At 69.5% G+C, this 21305-nt stretch carries 13 protein-coding genes and 3 rRNA genes; 6 read left to right on the forward strand and 10 right to left on the reverse strand.

Annotation, left to right across the window (positions count from 1 at the left end; all coding sequences use genetic code 11):
- Positions 1-9: 9 nt before the first annotated feature.
- Entirely contained in the window at positions 10-1218 is a 1209-nt protein-coding gene (locus tag ACMXN5_RS11920; protein ID WP_439675238.1) for a winged helix-turn-helix domain-containing protein, read from the forward strand.
- 64 nt (positions 1219-1282) lie between these two features.
- On the opposite strand, the gene ACMXN5_RS11925 is transcribed toward ACMXN5_RS11920, so the two are convergent.
- From ACMXN5_RS11925 to mtrA, 6 genes are all read right to left on the reverse strand, one after another.
- On the reverse strand, positions 1283-1993 hold the full coding sequence (locus ACMXN5_RS11925) for a response regulator (RefSeq protein ID WP_246127381.1): 711 nt from the start codon (positions 1991-1993) through the stop codon (positions 1283-1285).
- Between the two features lie 219 nt (positions 1994-2212).
- Positions 2213-2893, reverse strand: coding sequence for a ribosome hibernation-promoting factor, HPF/YfiA family (gene hpf / locus ACMXN5_RS11930; protein ID WP_078977011.1), 681 nt, complete (start codon positions 2891-2893; stop codon positions 2213-2215).
- Positions 2781-3662 (reverse strand): ComF family protein, encoded by an 882-nt coding sequence (locus tag ACMXN5_RS11935; protein WP_439675239.1) that lies wholly within the window; start codon positions 3660-3662, stop codon positions 2781-2783. Before ACMXN5_RS11935 ends, hpf begins: the two co-directional genes overlap by 113 nt.
- A gap of 101 nt (positions 3663-3763) precedes the next feature.
- Positions 3764-5539 (reverse strand): LpqB family beta-propeller domain-containing protein, encoded by a 1776-nt coding sequence (locus ACMXN5_RS11940; protein ID WP_439675240.1) that lies wholly within the window; start codon positions 5537-5539, stop codon positions 3764-3766.
- Positions 5536-7320, reverse strand: a complete 1785-nt coding sequence (gene mtrB / locus ACMXN5_RS11945) for an MtrAB system histidine kinase MtrB (protein ID WP_439675241.1) — start codon at positions 7318-7320, stop codon at positions 5536-5538. Before mtrB ends, ACMXN5_RS11940 begins: the two co-directional genes overlap by 4 nt.
- A 16-nt stretch (positions 7321-7336) precedes the next feature.
- Positions 7337-8014, reverse strand: a complete 678-nt coding sequence (mtrA, locus tag ACMXN5_RS11950) for an MtrAB system response regulator MtrA (protein WP_026219725.1) — start codon at positions 8012-8014, stop codon at positions 7337-7339.
- Positions 8015-8376: 362 nt separating this feature from the next.
- On the opposite strand from mtrA, the gene ACMXN5_RS11955 reads away from it, so the two are divergent.
- Genes ACMXN5_RS11955 through ACMXN5_RS11975 form a run of 5 tightly spaced genes read left to right on the forward strand, consistent with a single transcriptional unit; the run spans position 8377 to position 14130 of the window.
- A complete protein-coding gene (locus ACMXN5_RS11955; RefSeq protein ID WP_439675242.1) occupies positions 8377-9939 on the forward strand; it encodes a hypothetical protein in 1563 nt (520 codons plus the stop codon).
- Positions 9936-10607 carry a DUF4129 domain-containing protein gene (locus ACMXN5_RS11960; protein WP_439675243.1) on the forward strand — a complete coding sequence of 224 codons (672 nt, stop codon included), beginning with the start codon at positions 9936-9938 and terminating at the stop codon, positions 10605-10607. Before ACMXN5_RS11955 ends, ACMXN5_RS11960 begins: the two co-directional genes overlap by 4 nt.
- On the forward strand, positions 10604-11863 hold the full coding sequence (locus ACMXN5_RS11965; protein ID WP_439675244.1) for a DUF4350 domain-containing protein: 1260 nt from the start codon (positions 10604-10606) through the stop codon (positions 11861-11863). Before ACMXN5_RS11960 ends, ACMXN5_RS11965 begins: the two co-directional genes overlap by 4 nt.
- Positions 11860-12828 carry an AAA family ATPase gene (locus ACMXN5_RS11970; RefSeq protein WP_439675245.1) on the forward strand — a complete coding sequence of 323 codons (969 nt, stop codon included), beginning with the start codon at positions 11860-11862 and terminating at the stop codon, positions 12826-12828. The genes ACMXN5_RS11965 and ACMXN5_RS11970 overlap by 4 nt, the downstream gene beginning before the upstream one ends.
- Positions 12829-12834: 6 nt before the next feature.
- Positions 12835-14130, forward strand: a complete 1296-nt coding sequence (locus ACMXN5_RS11975; protein WP_439675246.1) for a DUF58 domain-containing protein — start codon at positions 12835-12837, stop codon at positions 14128-14130.
- A 30-nt stretch (positions 14131-14160) separates the two neighbouring features.
- Here ACMXN5_RS11975 and ACMXN5_RS11980 read toward each other — a convergent pair whose 3' ends face one another.
- The 4 genes from ACMXN5_RS11980 to ACMXN5_RS11995 form a co-directional block, all read right to left on the reverse strand.
- Positions 14161-14277, reverse strand: a complete 117-nt coding sequence (locus tag ACMXN5_RS11980; RefSeq protein WP_439677991.1) for a hypothetical protein — start codon at positions 14275-14277, stop codon at positions 14161-14163.
- Positions 14278-15996: 1719 nt separating this feature from the next.
- Positions 15997-16113: ribosomal RNA gene (gene rrf, locus ACMXN5_RS11985) — 5S ribosomal RNA — on the reverse strand.
- 126 nt (positions 16114-16239) lie between these two features.
- A 23S ribosomal RNA gene (locus ACMXN5_RS11990) occupies positions 16240-19367 on the reverse strand.
- A gap of 348 nt (positions 19368-19715) precedes the next feature.
- Positions 19716-21239 (reverse strand): 16S ribosomal RNA (locus ACMXN5_RS11995).
- The 16S, 23S and 5S rRNA genes sit together here, the layout of an rRNA operon.
- Positions 21240-21305 lie beyond the last annotated feature (66 nt).

The following is a 21305-nucleotide window of genomic DNA, read 5'->3' on the forward strand; positions in this document are numbered from 1 at the left end:
GTGGCGGCCATGACCTCACAGCCGACCTTCACGCCGGACGCCGAGCTGACCGCCGACGAGGCCCGCCGCATCGTGCTGGCCGCGCAGGGCCTGCTGGGTGCCCCCGATCGCCGGGCGGGCGTGCTCGGCGTGCTGCACTCGCTGGGCGCGGTACAACTCGACACCATCTCCACGCTGGCCCGCTCACACGAGCTGGTGCCCTACTCCCGGCTCGGCCCGGTCGGCCGCGCCACCGTCGAGAGCGCGTACTGGTCCGGCGAGACCGCGTTCGAATACTGGTCGCACGCGGCCTGCGTGCTGCCCATGTCGACCTGGCCGGACTTCGCCTTCCGCCGCCGGCACTACCGAGGTCGCGGCCACCTGTGGGGCCACCAGGTGTCGAAGGAGTCGTTCGACACCGTCCTGGGGCGCCTGCGCGCCGAGGGCCCGCTGACCGCGACCGCGCTGGGCGGAGCCAAGAACAAGGGCGAGTGGTGGGACTGGAGCGAGACCAAGATCGCCGTCGAGCGCGCGCTGGCCTTCGGCGACGTGGTCTGCGTGCGCCGCGACGGCTGGAAGCGGGTGTACGACCTGCCGGAACGTGTGGTCCCGGCGGCCCTGCTCGCCGAGGAGCCCGACGACGCGGAGTGCCTGCGCCGCCTGGTGCGCCTGGCCGGCCGGCAGCTCGGGGTGGCCACCCGGGCCGACCTGATGGACCAGTACCGGCTGACCCGGGCCCAGGTCGACGCCGCCCTGCCCGGCAGCGGCCTGGTCCCGGTCGCGGTCGCGGGTTGGGGCGAACGGGCCGCCCGCGAGGGTGCGTGGGCCGACCCCGACGCGCTCGCCGCGCCGCCGCGCGGGCGTCATCGCGCCACGCTGTTGTCGCCGTTCGACTCGCTGGTGTGGGATCGCCCGCGCACCGCCCGGGTGTTCGGCGGCTTCGCACACCGCCTGGAGGCGTACGTGCCCGCCGCCAAGCGGGTGCACGGCTACTTCGTGATGCCGATACTGGCGGGCGGGCGGCTGGTCGGCCGGGTGGACCCGGCCCGGGAGGGACGCACCCTGGTGGCCCGGCGCATGTCCTTCGAGGCCGGCGCCGCGGTCGGCGAGCGGGTGCTGGCCGGCGCGGCCGAGGCGCTGCGCGCGGCCGCCGGGTGGGTGGGGTGCGACGACGTGCGGATCGAGGCGCTGGACCACGAGAGCACCCGCGCGCGGCTGACCGCGCTGCTCGCGGGCTGACCGGCCGGAGTCGGCCGGGCGTCCGGCCGACCCGGGGCCGCCCGCGCCCGGGACGCGCCCCGGTTCAGTCGCCGATCTCCAGGATCTTCTCCCGCATCGCGTAGACCACGGCCTCCATGCGCGAATGCAGCTGCAATTTCTCGAGGATGTTGCGCACGTGGTTCTTCACGGTGTTCTCGCTGATGAACAACTGCTTGGCGATGTCGCGGTTGTTGCGCCCGGTGGCCACCAGGCGCAGCACCTCGATCTCGCGGTCGGTCAGCCGCGGCGCCGGTACCAGGCGGCGCTCGTCGTCGCGCCGGCTCATCGACTTGAACTCGGTCAGCAGCTTGACCGCCATCGACGGGCTGATCTGCGACTGCCCGTCGGCCACCGCGCGGATCGCCGAGGCCACCTCGCCGTGCGAGATCTCCTTGAGCAGATATCCGGTGGCGCCGGCCTTGATCGCGTCGTAGAGGTCGGCCTCTTCCTCACTCATCGTCAACATGATGATCTGAGTGCTGGGCGCGACCTCCTTGATCGCGGTGCACGCCTCGATGCCGCCGCGTCTGGGCATGCGCACGTCCATCAGGACGATGTCGGGCAGCAGGTCCTGCGCGGCCTCCAGCGCCTCGGCGCCGTCGCCGGCCTCGCCGACCACGGTGATGTCGGGCTCCGGCGCGAGCACGATGTCCAGACCGCGGCGAAACAGATCGTGATCGTCGACCACCAGCACGCGAATCGGTTCGCCCGCTGAGCCGTGCTCCACGCGGGCCGGAACAGACTGTTCACCCACCGTGTTTCCCCCCTGGGTCGGCACGATCCGTGTCCAGGACATGATCCCACGTGATCGCCACGACGCCAGGCCCTGATGGGCGTTATGTGCGGAACGTACTTGCGAAGCGGAACATTCGCCAGGGAACGCCAGGGTCGCAGACGCAACCGACGCCGAAACCCCGAAGGGTTTCGGCGTCGAATCACGACCAGAGGGCGCGCGGCGACGGCCCGACCGCGACTACTGCGGTCCGCCGTCCTCGCGGTCCTCGGGCTTGAGGTGGATCACACCGTAGTCGTAGCCGTGCCGGCGGTACACCACACTCGGCCACTTGGTGCTCGAATCGATGAACAGATAGAAGTCGTGGCCTACCAACTCCATCTCGTACAGCGCCTGGTCGAGCGCCATCGGACGCCCGGCGTGTACCTTCTCGCGAACCACGAGGGGGCCTTCGCCATCCACCTCGATCGGGCCCGCCATGTGCGGCTGGGGCCTCAATTCGCCGTTCTTCACCGCCTCGATGTCTTCCGCGGACGCCACCACGGCCCCATTGAGCCGGTCGGCGTGATTGATCTCCGCAGTGGCCGCGCCCACCGAGACGGGGGAGCGGTGACCATGGTGCACGCGCCGCCGGTCGGCGGCCTTGCGCAACTGTGCCTCGAGTCTCGCGCACGCCAGGTCGAGTGCGGCGTAGGGGTCGGACGCGGCGGCTTCGCCCCGGATGACGGGGCCACGCGTGTTCAGCGTGATCTCCACCCGGTCCGAGCGCTCCGCCAGCCGCGGGTTCCGCTCCTTGGTCACCTCCACGTCAACGCTGATCACCTTGTCGTCGAGCTTGCGGATCTTGTCCAGCTTCTCGACGCAGTGCTTGCGAAAACGCTCGGGTACCTCGGTCTTGCGGCCCTTGACGACAATGTCCACGCAGAACTCCATCCATTGCGCCATGCCGGAGGGGTGGGCACCCATCCGACCGACCAGGTCGCCGACGGCCCTGCTCCGTCCCGCGCCGCCGGGCGGTCGCGGCCACCACGGCCGCCGCCTCGACTCGCCCTCCCACGGCTCGGACCGCACGGGTCGCCTCCGCGAGAGTTGCGCCGGTGGTGCAAACATCATCGACGACGATCACCACACTAATGCCCGTAAACAAGGGCGCCAACCTGTCCGAAACGATCATTGATCGGCGGACGTTCATCCTCCGTTCATGTGCCGAAAGGCCCGCCTGATCCAGGATCCGACGGGTATGTCGCAGTGCCGGGAGCACCCGCGCGGGGACCCCGGTCGCGCGCAATCGACCGGCCGCGCGCAGCGCCAGCTCCCTGGTGGCGTCCCGACCGCGTCGACGCACCGCGGCGCGGGTCGAGGGCACCGGGACCAGCAGGCACGGCCGGGCCGCGTCGGCGAGACCGGCCGCCACCGCCCGGGCCAGCGCATCCCCCAGAGGGCGGGCCAGGCGGCGCGCGCCGTGCTCCTTGTAGGCGGCGAGCACCGAGCGCACCGGCCCCTGGTAGGCGGTGACCGCGTGTACGGGCGGCATCCCCTCGGGCACGGGCACCGGGTCGGCCGGCCGCGGCGCCGGGGCGAACACCGCCCGACAGGCGGCGCACAACTGCGCGCCGGGCGCGGCGCAGCCCGCGCAGCACACGGGCAACACCAGGTCGGCCCATGTCGCGAGCACCCGACGCCGTTCCATACTCCCAAGCTCGCACGCCCGGCCCCGAAACGGACCGGCCGCACGCGCAACCACCCGATCCGGTCATGGCGCGCCGTGGCGCACGGGCCCGGGCGGGGGCGCTACCCCGGGTAGACCGGGTACGTGCCGCTGTGCACCTTGATCCAGTTGTTGCCCTGGGACAGCTGGTAGATGTTCTGCTCGCCGGAGTCGGCGAGCAGCGGCTGGTCGGCGCCGTCCGGCGCGGCGATGTGCAGCATGCCGTTGACCGAGGCGACCGAGATCGAGATGCCGCCGTCGATGTCCACGATCTGCGGCTGCAGCGCGCCCTGGCCCTCCTTGCCGAGTACCACCAGCCGGTCCGGACCGTTCCACGAGATCGCCTTGACCTCGACCAGCGAGGGCAGCACCGAACGCGGCGCGGCGATGGTGATGGCCGGCAACCCGTTGCTCACGCGCCGCTCGACCCGGCCGACCAGCACCTGCCCGGTGTTCAGCACCAGCGCCGCGCGCACGCCGTCCGAGGACAACCGCAGGTCGGTGATCCGGGCCGCGGTGATGCCCTCCACGTCGACCGCGACCTTGGTGACCTGGCGCCGCTCGTCCTCGTACAGTGCCAACACCTGCTCGGCGTTCTTGGTGTGATCCAGCGCCCACAACACGCCGCGGCCGTCCCAGGTCGGGCTCGACAACGACCCGGGCGAGGTGTTCAGCCACTCCTGGACCTCGCCGTGACCGTCCACGTCGCCGACCCACAACTTGCGCCCGCCGGTGTCGATGCCCGCGATCCGGCGCCGGAACTGGTCCCGCGAGACGGCGATCTGGTCCACCTTGTAGGTGCCGTCGCCGAAGGGTCCCGGCAGCGCCGGCGGGTTGCCGTTCGGGCCGGGCACCACGTTGACCATGCCGCCCTTGGCGATGAAGTAGCCGGTGGGGCCGGGCGTCTTGGCCGCCCGCGCGGGGTCGTAGTGCGCCGCGTCGTCGTCGGAGAGCAGGCACATCGGCGCACCGCCGCCGGTGATCGAGACCGAGTCCACCCCCGATACCTGGCGCAGCGTGAACAGCAGTTGCGCGGCCATGCGCTCGCAGCTCTTGCCCTGCGCGAGTCTGGCCTGCCGGTTGAGCTGGACCCGGGCGGTGCGGTTGTCCTCGATCGACACCACCCGGTCGGCGGGCTCGGTGCCGGCCGGGATGGCGGTCTCCACCACCGGCCGCAGCCAGTCGGTGGGACCGTTCACAAGTTGCCGCACCAGCGCCGAGGTCAGCCCCACCCTGCTGCGCAGATAAACCGGATCGGGCACCAGGACGTCCTGGCCCAGCGGCATCGAGGTGGCGAACCAGTACGTGTTGACCGACCGGTAGATCCGGTGGAACTCGGCGTTGGACAGGATCAACCCGTCGGGCAGGTCGGCGATCCGCCACTGGTTGTCGGTGCCCAGGCGCAGTTGCAGGGTGGCCAGGTAGGGCGCGCCCGCCTGCTGTTCGGGCTGGTAGGCGTTGCGGCTGTCGACGGTGCCCACCCGGGTGCCGGAGACCTCGGCCCGATAGGTCCGCTCGTCGGCGCCGGCCACGAGTTCGATCTTCGCGATCGTGTTGAGCACCACGATCTCGCGCGTGGGCACCCACTTGGCCCGGGCCTCCGGGGTCAGGTAGGCGCGCGCGGTGGTGTAGTCGGGTTCGTCGCTGGTGACCGCCTCCAGGAAGCCGGCCACCATGCCGTGCGGCTGCTCGCCGGGCTTGGGTGGCACGGCGAACACCCGCACCTGCTGCTCCGGGCCCTGGTCCTTGGTGCCGCCCTTGGCCGCCTCGCGCACGCTGCCGCTGTGCGGCATCGACGCACACGCACTGAGCGCGCACAGCACGCACACCAGGGCCAGGAACGGGGTGATCCGCCTCATCGACTGCCTCCCGCGGAACCGGCCGTACGTACGCCGCGCCGATACGGCGAGCCCGCCGGCCCCAGGCCCCGATTGGCCCGCGAGTCCTCGGGCTCCAACGGCAGCGGGGACCGCACCAACTCGCCGCCCGCGTTCTTGGGCAGGCTCAGCCGGAACTGCGAGCCGCCGCCCGGCTCGCCCCAGGCCTGGAGCCAGCCGCCGTGCAGATGCGCGTCCTCGAGCGCGATGGACAGGCCCAGGCCGGTGCCGCCGGTGGTCCGCGCCCTGGCCGGGTCGGCCCGCCAGAACCGGGCGAATACCAGCGAGGACTCGCCGGGCTTGAGGCCCACGCCGTAGTCGCGCACGGCCACCGCGACCGAGTCCTCCCCGGCGGCGACGGTGACCACCACGTCGTGCCCCTCGCCGTGCTCGATCGCGTTGACCACCAGATTGCGCAGCACCCGGTCGATCCGCCGGGGATCGACCTCGGCCACGCACGGCTTGTCCGGCACGCGCACGACGAGCCGGCTGCCACGCCGCTCGGCCAGCGGCTCGGCGCCCTCGACCACCCGACGCACCAGGTCGCGCAGGTCCACCGGCTCGGCGTCGAGCACCGCCGCGCCCGCGTCGAACCGGCTGATCTCCAACAGGTCCGACAGCAGCGCCTCGAACCGGTCCAGCTGGTTCTGCAGCAGCTCGGCCGAGCGCCGGGTGGCCGGGTCGAAGTCCTCACGCGCCTCGTGCAGCACGTCGGCGGCCATCCGCACGGTGGTCAGCGGAGTACGCAGTTCGTGCGAGACATCGGAGACGAACCGGCGCTGCACCCGGGACAACTCCTCCAGCTGTCTGATCTGGTTCTGCAGGTTGGACGCCATCTTGTTGAACGACGAGCCCAGCCGGGCCAGGTCGTCCGCGCCGACCACCCGCATCCGCTCCTCCAGCCGGCCCGCCGCCAACCGCTCGGCGATCCGGGCCGCCATCCGCACCGGGGTGACCACCCACCGGGTCACCAGCGCCGCGATCGCCACCAGGAGCAGCACGAGGAAGACCCCGGCGGTGGCCAGCGTGCTGCGCACCAGGCCCAGGGTCTTCTCCTCGGGACCGAAGGAGAAGAAGTAGTACAGCTGGTACGAGCCGCCGTCGGGGTCCTCCAACTGGGCGCCGACCACCAGGCCGGCCTCGCGGGTGGTCTCCGCCGGGCCCTCGCCGTGCTGGGCCTCGCGCACGATCTGGGTGTACTGGAGCAGCGCCACCCCGTGTTTGAGGCCGACCTCGCGGCGCAGTTCGGCCGGCACGCTGTCGTCGGGGACCACGTCGCCGGACGCGCGGGGGCTGCGGCCGGACCCGGGTGGGCTGTCCACCGTGTCCTGACTGGTCGCGGCCACGTCGTACACCCCCTGGCCGCCGCTGGAGAGCTGCTTGACCAGCGCGTTGAGCCAGTCGCCGGTGTTCACCCGGTTGCCGCCGACCGGCGTGCCGGCGGGCATGCCGGTGGGCACCTGGACGTGCCGGCCCGGGCTGGTGGCGATCTCGTCGGCCTGCGCGCGGGCATCGGCGAAGCCGCCCTGGGCCTGGGACCGGGCGGAGGCCACCTTCGCGTCGAGCAGGCCGTTGCGGACCTGGCCGACCACCACCACGCCGAGCAGCACCGTGACGGCGACGGACAGCACGAGGGTGGTGGCCACGACGCGGAACTGGATCGATCTGTTCCACAGCGCCATGACCCGGCCCACGCCGCCGCGCACACGACGCAGGGCGAGGGACCAGGCCGACGGGGAGGGCGACCGCTGTGCGGTGCTCACCGGGACGATCTCAAGGTCAGGCCGGTCCCGCCTTGTAGCCGACCCCGCGCACCGTGACCACCGTCTCCGGACGCTCGGGGTCACGCTCGATCTTCGAGCGCAGCCGCTGGACGTGGACGTTCACCAGGCGGGTGTCGGCCGCGTGTCGGTATCCCCAGACCTGTTCGAGCAGTACCTCGCGGGTGAACACCTGCCAGGGCTTGCGGGCGAGTGCGACAAGGAGGTCGAACTCCAGCGGGGTCAGTGCGATGTTCTGCCCGTCCCGCTTCACGGCATGGCCGGCCACGTCGATCACCAGATCGCCGATCACCAGTTGCTCCGGGGTGGGTTCCTCGGCTCTGCGCAGGCGGGCCCGCACACGAGCGACAAGCTCCTTGGGCTTGAACGGTTTGATCACATAGTCGTCTGCTCCGGACTCCAGGCCGACCACGACGTCGACCGTGTCGCTCTTGGCGGTGAGCATCACGATCGGCACGCCGGACTCGGCACGGATCTGGCGGCAGACGTCGATGCCGTCGCGGCCGGGCAGCATCAGGTCCAGCAGCACCAGGTCCGGTTTGACGTCCCGGAATGCCTGGAGTGCCTTGTCGCCGTCCGCCACGAACGACGGCTCGAACCCTTCGCCACGCAGCACGATGCCGAGCATCTCGGACAGTGCGGTGTCGTCGTCAACGATGAGGACGCGTCCCTTCATGTGCCTCATCGTCGCATTACCGGATTGTGACCTGCACTCATCCGACCGATTCCGGCCGCGTCCTCGGGTGACAAAACGTACTTTTCTCTGACGATTGGCACTCCCGGGGAGTGCGGAGTCACCCCGAATGCCGGAAGGTACGCCGTCCCGACCGGGCACGCAACGGACGTTTCGGGCCATCGACACGACCCTCGCGGCCGGCGCCGGGCAACATCCGGAACATGTGACCGGGCGCCCGTCGTTGTCCACCCGGCCGGCCCGCCCGGCCCGTCGTTCGGATCCGCCGGCCGCCCGTTCACCAAGGGGCCACACGGGCATGCCACGATGAGTCACCACCCATCAGGACGAGGAGCGCAATCGACATGACGGACTCGCCCCGCCGGCCCACCCCGGACGCCCCGGGGCCGGACGCAGCACGCCCGGCGGACGACGCCACGTCACCCGACCGATCCGCGCCCGAGCCCGAGCCCGCGCCGCCGGCAGTCGAGCCGGCGCCGCCGTCGCCCCCGGCCGACACGACGGCCGCGGAGCGGGAGGCGGCCGCGGATGGGCCGACCACCCCCGAGCCGACCCCCTCGGGCGGGGCCGCGTCCTCGGACGGGCCGGTCGAGGCGAACGGTCCCGCCCCCTCGGACCGGTCGGAGGCCGCGGACGATCGCGCCGCATCGGACGGCCCGGTCGCCCCGGACAAGCCGACCTCGCTCGACAAGCCCGCCCGCCGGGAGTCCGACCGGCCCGCGCCGCAGGCCCCCGCACCGGGCTGGGCGCCGGTCCAGCCCCCCGCCGCCGGTTGGGGGCCGCCGCACCAGGGCCCGGCCGCCGGCTGGGGACCCCCGCACCAGGGCGCCGATCACCCCGGCGCCGCATCCGACCCGCGCTGGGGCGGCACCCAGCCCCTCTGGGGCGCGCCCCCCGGCTGGAACGGCCCCTACGTCCAGGCCGCCAAGCCCGGCGTGATCCCGCTGCGCCCGCTGAGCGTCGGCGAGATCCTGGACGGCGCGTTCGCCGCGATGCGCACCCACTGGAAGGTCATGATCGGCATCGCCGTCGTGATCGCCCTGCTCACCCAGTGCCTCGAGGTGCCGGCCACCTGGCTGCTCAACCGCGAGTTCTCCCCCGACGACCTCTCCGACGACCCCACCGGGGAGGAGCTGTGGCGCTATCTGCGTGACACCTCCGCCCTGGTGATCGTGCCGATCGTGGTCTCCACCCTCGGCCAGATCGCCGCCACCGGGATGCTCACCGTCGTGGTCAGCCGCGCGGTGATCGCCAAGTCCATGTCGGCGGCGCAGGCATGGAAGGCGGTCCGCCCGCTGCTGCCGCGCCTGCTCGGGGTCACCTTCGCGACCTGGCTGGTCCCGGTCGGCACGATGCTCGTGGCGATGCTGCCGGGTCTGGCCCTGCTGGCCGTCGGCGCCGACGGGCTCGGCGCGCTGCTGCTGCTCCCCGGCCTGATCGGCGGCGTGGTCGCGGCGATCTACCTGTACGTCTGCCTGACCCTCGCCGGCCCCGTCCTGATGCTGGAGAAGCAGACGGTCCGCAAGGCCCTGGAGCGCTCGCGCAAGCTCGTCACCGGCTCGTGGTGGCGCGTGTGCGGCATCCTGCTGCTGATCTGGCTGATCATGGCGATCGTCGGCGGCATCATCCAGACGCCGTTCCTGCTCGTCTCCGACGGCTTCACGGCGATCACCGCCTCCAAGGCGTCCGACATCCCCGACCCCACGTTCGTCGACCTGCTGATCACCGGCATCGGCGCGGTGATCGCCTCCGCGCTGCTGTACCCGTTCGCCGCCGGCGCGACCGCGCTGCTGTACATCGACCAGCGCATCCGCCGCGAGGCGCTCGACCTCGAACTCGCCCGCGCGGCCGGCGTCCTGGACGGGGAGACCGGCACCGGGTCGGCCGCGGGACCCACGCCCGCGTGACCCGACTCGCGCTCGCGCTCCCGCTCCTGCCCCGGGACTGGGAACCGGTGGACATCCCGCGCGACGACGCGCGGGATGCCGCCCGGGACGAGCTGTCCCGGGTCGAGTACCACCGCGACGACCCCCATCCCGTGCGCCGGATCCTGGACTGGCTTTTCGACCGCCTCGGCGACCTGGTCTCCCGGGCGGGCGACAACACCCCGGGCGGCTTCACCGGCCTCGCGGTGATCGTGCTCGTGCTGATCGGCGCGCTCGTCCTGCTGCGGCTGCGGCTCGGGCCCCTGCGCGCGGCCCGGCGTGCCGAGTTGCCGCTGTACGGCGAGCAGGGCCCGATGCCGGCCGCCCGGCACCGCGCGGCGGCCGACGCGCACGCCGCGGCCGGCCGCTGGGACGAGGCGGTCCGGGAACGTTTCCGGGCGATCGTGCGGGACCTGGAGGAACGCGCCGTGCTGGACGTACGCCCGGGCCGCACCGCCGACGAGGCCGCCGTCGAGGGCGGCCGGGTGCTGCCCGAGGTCGCCGCGGACCTGCGCGCCGCGGCGGCGATCTTCGACGACGTGCACTACGGCGGCCGGACCGCCGACCGGTCCCTGGACGACCGGTTGCGCGCCCTCGACTCCCGCTGCGCCGCCGCCCGTCCGCGCGCCGCCGAACGGGTCCCCGGATGAGCGCCGACCCGGCGGGCCCCGGCGCACCCGGCCCCGCGGCACCGGACTTCCCCGCGCCGGACGGCTCGGGCACCTTGGGCACGTTGGGTACGGCCGCATCCGGCCCCACCCTGCCCGCTCCCACCCCCCTCGGCCGCACCGCCGAGCAGACCTGGCGCCGCCTGCGCCTCCCGCTGGCGCTGGTCGCCCTCGTGGTGATCGTCGTCTCCGCCCTCGTGCTGATCCAGGGCGACCGCCACGAGGGCCGCCTGGACCCGCGCTCGACCGGCAAGGCCGGCAGCAAGGCGGTGGCCCAACTGCTGCGTGCCCGAGGCGTCGAGGTGGAACTGGTCCGCTCGGCCGACGCGGCGGAGCGCGCGATCCGCCCCGACACCACGCTCGTGGTGGCCTACCCCGACCTGCTCACCGACGCGCACCTGGCCCGCCTCGCCGCCGCCGCGCCGGCCCGCACCGTGCTGATCCGCCCCGACGAGGCCGCGCTCGACGCCCTGGCCCCCGGCGTACGCACCGCCCACGACACCTCCGGCCGCGAGCTGGATCCGGACTGCCGGCTCCCGGCGGCGCAACGCGCGGGCAGCGCCGACGTCGGCGGCGGGCGCTTCGACATCGGCCCGTTCCCCGCCGCCACCGGCTGCTACCCGTACGCGGGGCTGCCCACCCTGGTGCTCGTCCCGGCCGGTCCCGGCCGGGACACGGTCGTGCTCGGCTCCGGCAGCCTGCTCACCAACGACCGCCTGGACGCCCACGGCAACGCCGCACTGGCCCTGAACCTGCTCGGCGCCCACCCGCGCCTGGTCTGGTACCTGCCCGGCAGCGGCGAACTCCCGCCCGCCGACGACTCGTTGTGGGACCTGCTCCCCGCCGGCTGGCGCTGGGGCGCGGCCCAACTGGCCGTCGCCGCCGTCCTGCTCACGCTGTGGCGGGCCCGCCGGCTCGGCCCGGTCGTGGCCGAACCACTGCCGGTCGTGGTCCGCGCCGCCGAGACCGTCGAGGGCCGCGCCCGGCTGTACCGCCGCGGCCGGGCCCGGGACACCGCCGCCGAACTGCTCCGCGCCGCCGCCCGCGAACGCCTCGCGCGCCTGCTCGGCGCCGACACCGGCGAGGCCGCGCTGATCGCGGCGATCACCGCCCGCACCGACCACACGTCCGCACACGTGCACGCCCTGTTGTACGGTGCGATCCCGGAGAACGACGAGGCCCTCGTCACCCTGTCCGCCGACCTCGACGCGCTGATAAGGCAGGTACGCACGACGTGAGCGCACCCGAGCAGACCCGCGGGGCGCGCGACGCCCTCGAAGCCCTGCGCGGCGAGATCGGCAAGGCCGTGGTCGGCCAGGACGCCGCCGTCACCGGCCTGGTGATCGCCCTGCTGTGCCGGGGCCACGTGCTCCTGGAGGGCGTACCCGGCGTGGCCAAGACGCTGATGGTGCGCGCCCTCGCCCGCAGCCTGGAACTGACCACCACCCGCGTGCAGTTCACCCCGGACCTGATGCCGGGCGACGTCACCGGCTCGATGGTCTACGACGCGCGCACCGCCGCGTTCTCGTTCCGCGAGGGCCCGGTGTTCACCAATCTGCTGCTCGCCGACGAGATCAACCGCACCCCGCCCAAGACCCAGGCCGCGCTCCTGGAGGCGATGGAGGAGCGGCAGGTCTCGGTCGACGGCACCACGCGCCCGCTGCCCGACCCGTTCCTGGTCGCCGCGACGCAGAACCCGATCGAGTACGAGGGCACCTACCCGCTGCCCGAGGCCCAGTTGGACCGGTTCCTGCTCAAGCTCACCCTGCCGCTGCCCGAACGCGACGACGAGATCAGCGTGTTGCGCCGACACGCGGAGGGCTTCGACCCGCGCGACCTCGCCGCCGCGGGTGTCCGACCGGTGGCGGGCGCCGACGATCTGGCCGCGGGCCGCCGGGCGGTCGCCGAGCTGCGCGTCGAGCCGGAGGTGCTGGCCTACGTCGTCGACGTCTGCCGGGCCACCCGCACCTCCCCGTCGCTGGCCATGGGCGTCTCCCCGCGCGGCGCCACCGCGCTGCTCGCCGCCGCCCGCGCGTGGGCCTGGCTCGCCGGCCGGGACTACGTCACCCCCGACGACGTCAAGGCGCTGGCCCGCCCGGCGCTGCGACACCGGGTACGGCTGCGCGCCGAGGCCGAGATGGAGGGCGTGACCCCCGACGTGGTGATCGACTCCGTACTGGCCCACACCCCGGTCCCGCGTTAACCGCCGATGGCCCTGACCGGACGCGCCGTACTGGCCGCGGCAATCGGCGTATTGGTGGTCGGCCTGCTGCTGCCCTCGCTGCTCGGCCTAGCCGTGGTCGAGGGCCTGCTCCTGCTCGGCGTACTCACCGACCTGCTGCTCGCCGCCGGCGTCCGCGACCTGACCTTCACCCGCGCCGGCGACACCGCGGTCCGCCTCGGCGAACCCGCCGAGGTGACGCTGACCGTGACCAACCCCGGCACCCGGGCGCTGCGCGGCCGACTGCGCGACGCCTGGCCGCCGAGCACCGGCACCACCACGCAGCGGCACGACCTGGCCGTACCCGCCGGCGAACGCCGCCGAGTCACCACCACGATGACCCCGACCCGCCGCGGCGACCGGCACGCCCACCGGGTCACCGTGCGCTCCGTCGGCCCACTCGGCCTGGCCGCCCGCCAAGGCTCGCACCTGGTGCCGTGGCGCCTGCGCGTCCTGCCCGGTTTCCCCAGCCGCCGCCTGCTCCCCTCCAAGCTTGAACGGCTGCGCGAACTCGACGGCCGCTCGGCCCTGCTCACCCGGGGCGCCGGCACCGAATTCGACACGCTCCGCGAGTACGTGCCCGGCGACGACGCGAAGTCGATCGACTGGCGCGCCTCCGCCCGCAACCAGGGCGTCGTGGTGCGCACATGGCGCCCGGAACGCGACCGGCACATTTTGGTCGTCCTGGACACCGGCCGCACCTCCGCGGGCCGGATCGGCGACATCCCGCGCCTGGACGCCGCGATGGACGCGACCCTGCTGCTGACGGCGGTGGCCAACCACGCGGGCGACCGGGTCGACCTGCTCGCCTACGACCGCCGGGTCCGCGCCGAGGTCCGCCGCGCGCCCCGCAACGGGATACTCCCCGCCTTCGTCCAGGCGATGGCCACGCTGGAACCGGAGTTGGTCGAACCCGACGCCCGGGGCCTGGCCGCGGAAATCCTCCGCCGCTCCCCGCGCCGCTCACTGATCGTGCTGATGACCGGCCTGGAACGCGAGGCGGTCCAGGAGGGCATCCTGCCGGTACTCCCGCAACTGGCCGCCCGCCACGAGGTGATCGTGGCAGCGGTCGCCGACCCGGCGATCACCCGCATGGCCGCCCACCGAGGCGACGCGACCGCCGTCTACGAAGCCGCCGCCGCCGAAAAGGAGTTGGCCGAACGCCGCACCACGGCCGCCGAACTCCGCCGCCGAAACGTCACGGTGGTGGACGCCCCGCCGAGCGAACTGGCGTCGGCGGTCACGGACATGTACCTGGCGCTGAAGCTGGCGGGCCGGTTGTAGAAGCCCGGAGCCAGGGCACAGCCGTCACCGCTACCCCCCGGGGCAACGTGTCCGTTCGCCCACCCGGGCGGCGACCCCGACCCGGTTGCGCACACCCAACCTGGCCTGGACGTTCGCCACATGCGTCTTGGCGGTACCGGCGGAGATGAAAAGCCCGGCACCGACCTCGACGTTGGCGTGCCCCTTTCCGACGTGCGTTGCGGCTGTGGTTGCGGCTGTCCGGTGCGGGGCTGGTCAGAGTCGGCGGGTGGGCCGCCGCCAGCGTGCGGGGCTCCGAGACGGAGGGTTCCCGACGGGGCGGGCGCGTTGCTCACCGGAAAACCGGGCTGGCAGCGGGGGAGCGGGTGGGGGCTCGGGTCGAGTCCGCCGGTGAGCCTTCCCGGGTGGGTCGGGCGTTCCCGGCGCGCGTTGCGCTTCTGGTTGCGTGGGCCGGTTCGGGGCTGGTCAGAGTCGGCGGGTGGGCCGCCGCCAGCGTGCGGGGCTCCGAGACGGAGGATTCCCGACGAGGCGGACGCGTTGCTCACCGGAAAACCGGGCTAGCAGCGGGGGAGCGGGTGGGGGCTCGGGTCGAGTCCGCCGGCGAGCCTTCCCGAGTGGGTTGGGCGTTCCCGGCGCGCGTTGCGCTTCTGGTTGCGGCTGTCCGGTCCGGGGCTGGTCAGAGTCGGTGGTGGGCCGCCGCCAGCGTGCGGGGCTCCGAGACCCGGGCCTCGCGACGAGACGGGCGCCTTGCTCACCGGAAAACCGGGCCGGCAGCGAGGGAGCGGGTGGGGGCTCGGGTCGAGTACACCGGGGAGCCTTCCCGGATGGGTCGGGCGTTCTCGCCGTGCGTTGCGCTTCTGGTTGCGGCTGTCCGGTCCGGGGCTGGTCAGAGTCGGCGGGTGGGCCGCCGCCGGCGTGCGGGGCTCCGAGACGGAGAATTCGCGGCAAGACGGGCGCCTCGCTCGGCGAAAACCGGCCGGCAGCGGGGAGCGGGAGGGGGCTCGGGTCGAGTCCGCCGGCGAGCCTTCCCGAGTGGGTTGGGGGCGTTGAGGAGAGGTGGGGGTTCGAAACCGGATCTCGGCGGGTGGGTGTGGGCTTCGAGCTTCAATGACCTGCGGTTTTGTGGTGTCGGGGCGGAAAGTCGGGCGTCGAGTGCCGGTTTCGTGCGCTCCGACCTCCTCAACGCCGCTGGAGAGACCAGAACCGCCCACTCGCAGCCGACTTCCGGCGCTGCAACCCCACAGAGGCCGTCGAGGAGACCGAAAAGTGCCCAGCGGGCGCCGAAACCGGATCCCGAGACGCCTCAAACCCTCCCACTCCGCACTGACCTGCGGTTTTCCCTCACACCGAGGCCACGCCACCCCACACGATCCGGTTTCGTGAACTCTCGCCGCCCACACATCCACCGCACCTCGAAATGCCCCGCCCGACCCACTCGGGAAGCCTCGCCGGCGGACTCGACCCGACCCCCCTCCCTCCCCGCTGCTGCCAGCCCGGTTTTCCGGTGAGCAAGGCGCCCGTCTCGTCGCGAGGCCCGGGTCTTGGAGCCCCGCACGCCGGCGGCGGCCCACCACCGACTCTGACCAGCCCCGGACCGGCCCACGCAACCAAGAGCGCAACGCATGCGGGAAACGCCCGACCCACCCGGGAAGTCTCTTCGGACGACTCGCCCCGAGCGCCCTCCCGCCCCTGCTGCCGGCCGGTTTTCGGTGAGCAACACGAGCTTCGAGCCTCGGAGCCCCGCACGCCGGCGGCGGCCCACCACCGACTCGGATCAACCCCGCGCCGGCCACCCGCAGCCAAAAGTGCAACGCCCGCCGGAAATGGAACGGCATCCGGAAAACGCAAAAGGCCCGTCCCTTTCGGGACGGGCCTTTCACACGTAAATTCCGGCGGCGTCCTACTCTCCCACACCCCTTCGAGTGCAGTACCATCGGCGCTGGAGAGCTTAGCTTCCGGGTTCGGAATGAGACCGGGCGTTTCCTCTCCGCCAAGACCACCGGAAAACCATCGAACCCACAAAACAGGGCTACTCGGTGAACCAGAAATCACATGCGGTGATTCAATTATCAAACAGGTTCCCCGAAACCGATTGCGGTTCGGGAACCACACAGTGGACGCGTAGCAACTGAGGACAAGTCCTCGGCCTATTAGTACCGGTCAGCTCCACCCCTCACAGGGCTTCCACACCCGGCCTATCAACCCGATCGTCTCTCGGGGGCCTTACCCAACCGAAGCTGGTGGGAGTCCTCATCTCGAAGCAAGCTTCCCGCTTAGATGCTTTCAGCGGTTATCCCTCCCGAACGTAGCCAACCAGCCATGCCCTTGGCAGAACAACTGGCACACCAGAGGTTCGTCCGTCCCGGTCCTCTCGTACTAGGGACAGCCCTTCTCAAGACTCCTACGCGCACAGCGGATAGGGACCGAACTGTCTCACGACGTTCTAAACCCAGCTCGCGTACCGCTTTAATGGGCGAACAGCCCAACCCTTGGGACCTACTCCAGCCCCAGGATGCGACGAGCCGACATCGAGGTGCCAAACCATCCCGTCGATATGGACTCTTGGGGAAGATCAGCCTGTTATCCCCGGGGTACCTTTTATCCGTTGAGCGACGGCGCTTCCACAAGCCACCGCCGGATCACTAGTCCCTGCTTTCGCACCTGCTCGACCCGTCGGTCTCACAGTCAAGCTCCCTTGTGCACTTACACTCGACACCTGATTGCCAACCAGGATGAGGGAACCTTTGGGCGCCTCCGTTACCCTTTAGGAGGCAACCGCCCCAGTTAAACTACCCATCAGACACTGTCCCTGATCCGGATCACGGACCCAGGTTAGACATCCAGCACGACCAGAGTGGTATTTCAACGACGACTCCACCATGACTGGCGTCACGGCTTCACAGTCTCCCACCTATCCTACACAAGCCGAACCGAACACCAATATCAAACTATAGTAAAGGTCCCGGGGTCTTTCCGTCCTGCTGCGCGAAACGAGCATCTTTACTCGTAGTGCAATTTCACCGGGCCTGTGGTTGAGACAGTCGAGAAGTCGTTACGCCATTCGTGCAGGTCGGAACTTACCCGACAAGGAATTTCGCTACCTTAGGATGGTTATAGTTACCACCGCCGTTTACTGGCGCTTAAGTTCTCAGCCTCGCCCCGAAGAGCTAACCGGTCCCCTTAACGTTCCAGCACCGGGCAGGCGTCAGTCCGTATACATCGTCTTACGACTTCGCACGGACCTGTGTTTTTAGTAAACAGTCGCTTCTCGCTGGTCTCTGCGGCCACCACCAGCTCACCCTGCAAGAGGGATCACCAACAATGGCCCCCCTTCTCCCGAAGTTACGGGGGCATTTTGCCGAGTTCCTTAACCACAGTTCACCCGAACGCCTTGGTATTCTCTACCTGACCACCTGAGTCGGTTTGGGGTACGGGCCGCCACGACACTCGCTAGAGGCTTTTCTCGGCAGCATAGGATCATCCACTTCCCCACAATCGGGTCGGCATCAGGTCTCAGGCTATATGTCGTGCGGATTTGCCTACACGACGCCCTACACCCTTACCCCGGGACTACCACCGCCCGGGCTGGACTACCTTCCTGCGTCACCCCATCGCTCACCTACTACCCGATTGGTTCGGCGGCTCCACCCATCCGATCACCCGAAGGATCCCGGCGGCTTCACGGCCTTAACATCACGAGGTTCAGCGCTGGCGCATCGTAGCGGGTACGGGAATATCAACCCGTTGTCCATCGACTACGCCTGTCGGCCTCGCCTTAGGTCCCGACTTACCCTGGGCGGATTAGCCTGCCCCAGGAACCCTTGGTCATCCGGCGCACACGTTTCCCACGTGTGATTCGCTACTCATGCCTGCATTCTCACTCGTGCAGCGTCCACCACTGGTTTCCACCGCGACTTCACTCGCTGCACGACGCTCCCCTACCCATCCGTACACCTGAACCACGAAGGCTTGGCTAACATACGAATGACACGACTTCGGCGGTGCGCTTGAGCCCCGCTACATTATCGGCGCGGAATCACTTGACCAGTGAGCTATTACGCACTCTTTCAAGGGTGGCTGCTTCTAAGCCAACCTCCTGGTTGTCTCTGCGACTCCACATCCTTTCCCACTTAGCGCACGCTTGGGGGCCTTAGTCGGTGCTCTGGGCTGTTTCCCTCTCGACCACGGAGCTTATCCCCCGCAGTCTCACTGCCGCGCTCTCACTTACCGGCATTCGGAGTTTGGCTTATCTCAGTAACCTGGTGAGGCCCATCAACAATCCAGTGCTCTACCTCCGGCAAGAAACACACGACGCTGCACCTAAATGCATTTCGGGGAGAACCAGCTATCACGGAGTTTGATTGGCCTTTCACCCCTAACCACAGGTCATCCCCCAGGTTTTCAACCCTGGTGGGTTCGGGCCTCCACACGGTCTTACCCGCGCTTCACCCTGCCCATGGCTAGATCACTCCGCTTCGGGTCTTGGGCGCGCGACTCAATCGCCCTGTTCGGACTCGCTTTCGCTACGGCTACCCCACACGGGTTAACCTCGCCACACACCGCAAACTCGCAGGCTCATTCTTCAAAAGGCACGCAGTCACGGCCACCACACGACAAGCGCGGATGACGACGCTCCCACGGCTTGTAGGCACACGGTTTCAGGTACTATTTCACTCCCCTCCCGGGGTACTTTTCACCTTTCCCTCACGGTACTAGTCCGCTATCGGTCACCAGGGAATATTTAGGCTTGGCGGGTGGTCCCGCCGGATTCACACGGGATTTCTCGGGCCCCGTGCTACTTGGGAAATGCGCAAGCAAGCCGTACATGTTTCGTCTACGGGGGTCTTACCCTCTACGCCGGACCTTTCGCATGTCCTTCGACTACACATACGGTTTCTGACTCGCCGACCGGCCGGCAGACCGATCAAGCACACTCCCACGACCCCGATCACGCAACCCCTGCCGGGTATCACACGTGACCGGTTTAGCCTCATCCGATTTCGCTCGCCACTACTCTCGGAATCACGGTTGTTTTCTCTTCCTGCGGGTACTGAGATGTTTCACTTCCCCGCGTTCCCTCCACACACCCTATATATTCAGGTGCGGGTGACAGCCCATGACGACTGCCGGGTTTCCCCATTCGGACACCCCCGGATCACAGCTCGGTTGACAGCTCCCCGGGGCCTATCGCGGCCTCCCACGTCCTTCATCGGTTCCTGGTACCTAGGCATCCACCGTGCGCCCTTAACAACTTGGCCACAGATGCTCGCGTCCACTGTGCAGTTCTCAAACAACAACCGATTCCCACGGACCTGAAGATCGACGCCTACCAGCCATGAAGACCGGCGGTTCGAGGACCGTCCGAGGATCGGAACCTTCCCGAGACAACAGACCAGCCCCACCAGCCACGACTGGCTAGTAGGGCCGGGCCCGTTCCCTCAGGACCCAACAACGTGCCCGGCGGACCCCTCCACCCGACTCACGCTTTCCACGCCCCGAAAGGCAGTACTCGCATTCGTCTTCGGAAGAACCCACCGAATAGTCAACGTTCCACCCATGAGCAACCGTGTGGCACAGATGGCCACATTCGGCTATGTGCTCCTTAGAAAGGAGGTGATCCAGCCGCACCTTCCGGTACGGCTACCTTGTTACGACTTCGTCCCAATCGCTGGTCCCACCTTCGACGGCTCCCCCTCTTGCGAGTTGGGCCACCGGCTTCGGGTGTTACCGACTTTCGTGACGTGACGGGCGGTGTGTACAAGGCCCGGGAACGTATTCACCGCAGCAATGCTGATCTGCGATTACTAGAGACTCCGACTTCACGGGGTCGAGTTGCAGACCCCGATCCGAACTGAGACCGGCTTTTTGAGATTCGCTCCACCTTGCGGTATCGCAGCTCATTGTACCGGCCATTGTAGCACGTGTGCAGCCCAAGACATAAGGGGCATGATGACTTGACGTCGTCCCCACCTTCCTCCGAGTTGACCCCGGCAGTCTCCTGTGAGTCCCCATCACCCCGAAAGGCATGCTGGCAACACAGAACGAGGGTTGCGCTCGTTGCGGGACTTAACCCAACATCTCACGACACGAGCTGACGACAGCCATGCACCACCTGTACACCGACCAAAAGGGGCACCTGTCTCCAGATGTTTCCGGTGTATGTCAAGCCTTGGTAAGGTTCTTCGCGTTGCGTCGAATTAAGCCACATGCTCCGCCTCTTGTGCGGGCCCCCGTCAATTCCTTTGAGTTTTAGCCTTGCGGCCGTACTCCCCAGGCGGGGAACTTAATGCGTTAGCTGCGGCACGGACGACGTGGAATGTCGCCCACACCTAGTTCCCAACGTTTACGGCGTGGACTACCAGGGTATCTAATCCTGTTCGCTCCCCACGCTTTCGCTCCTCAGCGTCAGTATCGGCCCAGAGACCCGCCTTCGCCACCGGTGTTCCTCCTGATATCTGCGCATTTCACCGCTACACCAGGAATTCCAGTCTCCCCTGCCGAACTCTAGCCTGCCCGTATCGAATGCAGGCTCGGGGTTAAGCCCCGAGTTTTCACATCCGACGCGACAGGCCGCCTACGAGCTCTTTACGCCCAATAATTCCGGACAACGCTCGCACCCTACGTATTACCGCGGCTGCTGGCACGTAGTTAGCCGGTGCTTCTTCTGCAGGTACCGTCACTTTCGCTTCTTCCCTGCTGAAAGAGGTTTACAACCCGAAGGCCGTCATCCCTCACGCGGCGTCGCTGCGTCAGGCTTTCGCCCATTGCGCAATATTCCCCACTGCTGCCTCCCGTAGGAGTCTGGGCCGTGTCTCAGTCCCAGTGTGGCCGGTCGCCCTCTCAGGCCGGCTACCCGTCGTCGCCTTGGTAGGCCACTACCCCACCAACAAGCTGATAGGCCGCGGGCCCATCCTGCACCGCCGGAACTTTCAACCCCCCACCATGCGGTGGAAGATATTATCCGGTATTAGCTCCGGTTTCCCGAAGTTATCCCAGAGTGCAGGGCAGGTTGCCCACGTGTTACTCACCCGTTCGCCACTCATCCACCCCGAAGGGCTTCAGCGTTCGACTTGCATGTGTTAAGCACGCCGCCAGCGTTCGTCCTGAGCCAGGATCAAACTCTCCATTGATGTTCACCGGTAATCCGGTGGAACACAATAAGTGAGCGGCGACTCTCCCGGAGGAATGATCCGGGT

Origin of the sequence: Embleya australiensis (assembly GCF_051903075.1) — a bacterium.
Taxonomy (GTDB): domain Bacteria; phylum Actinomycetota; class Actinomycetes; order Streptomycetales; family Streptomycetaceae; genus Embleya.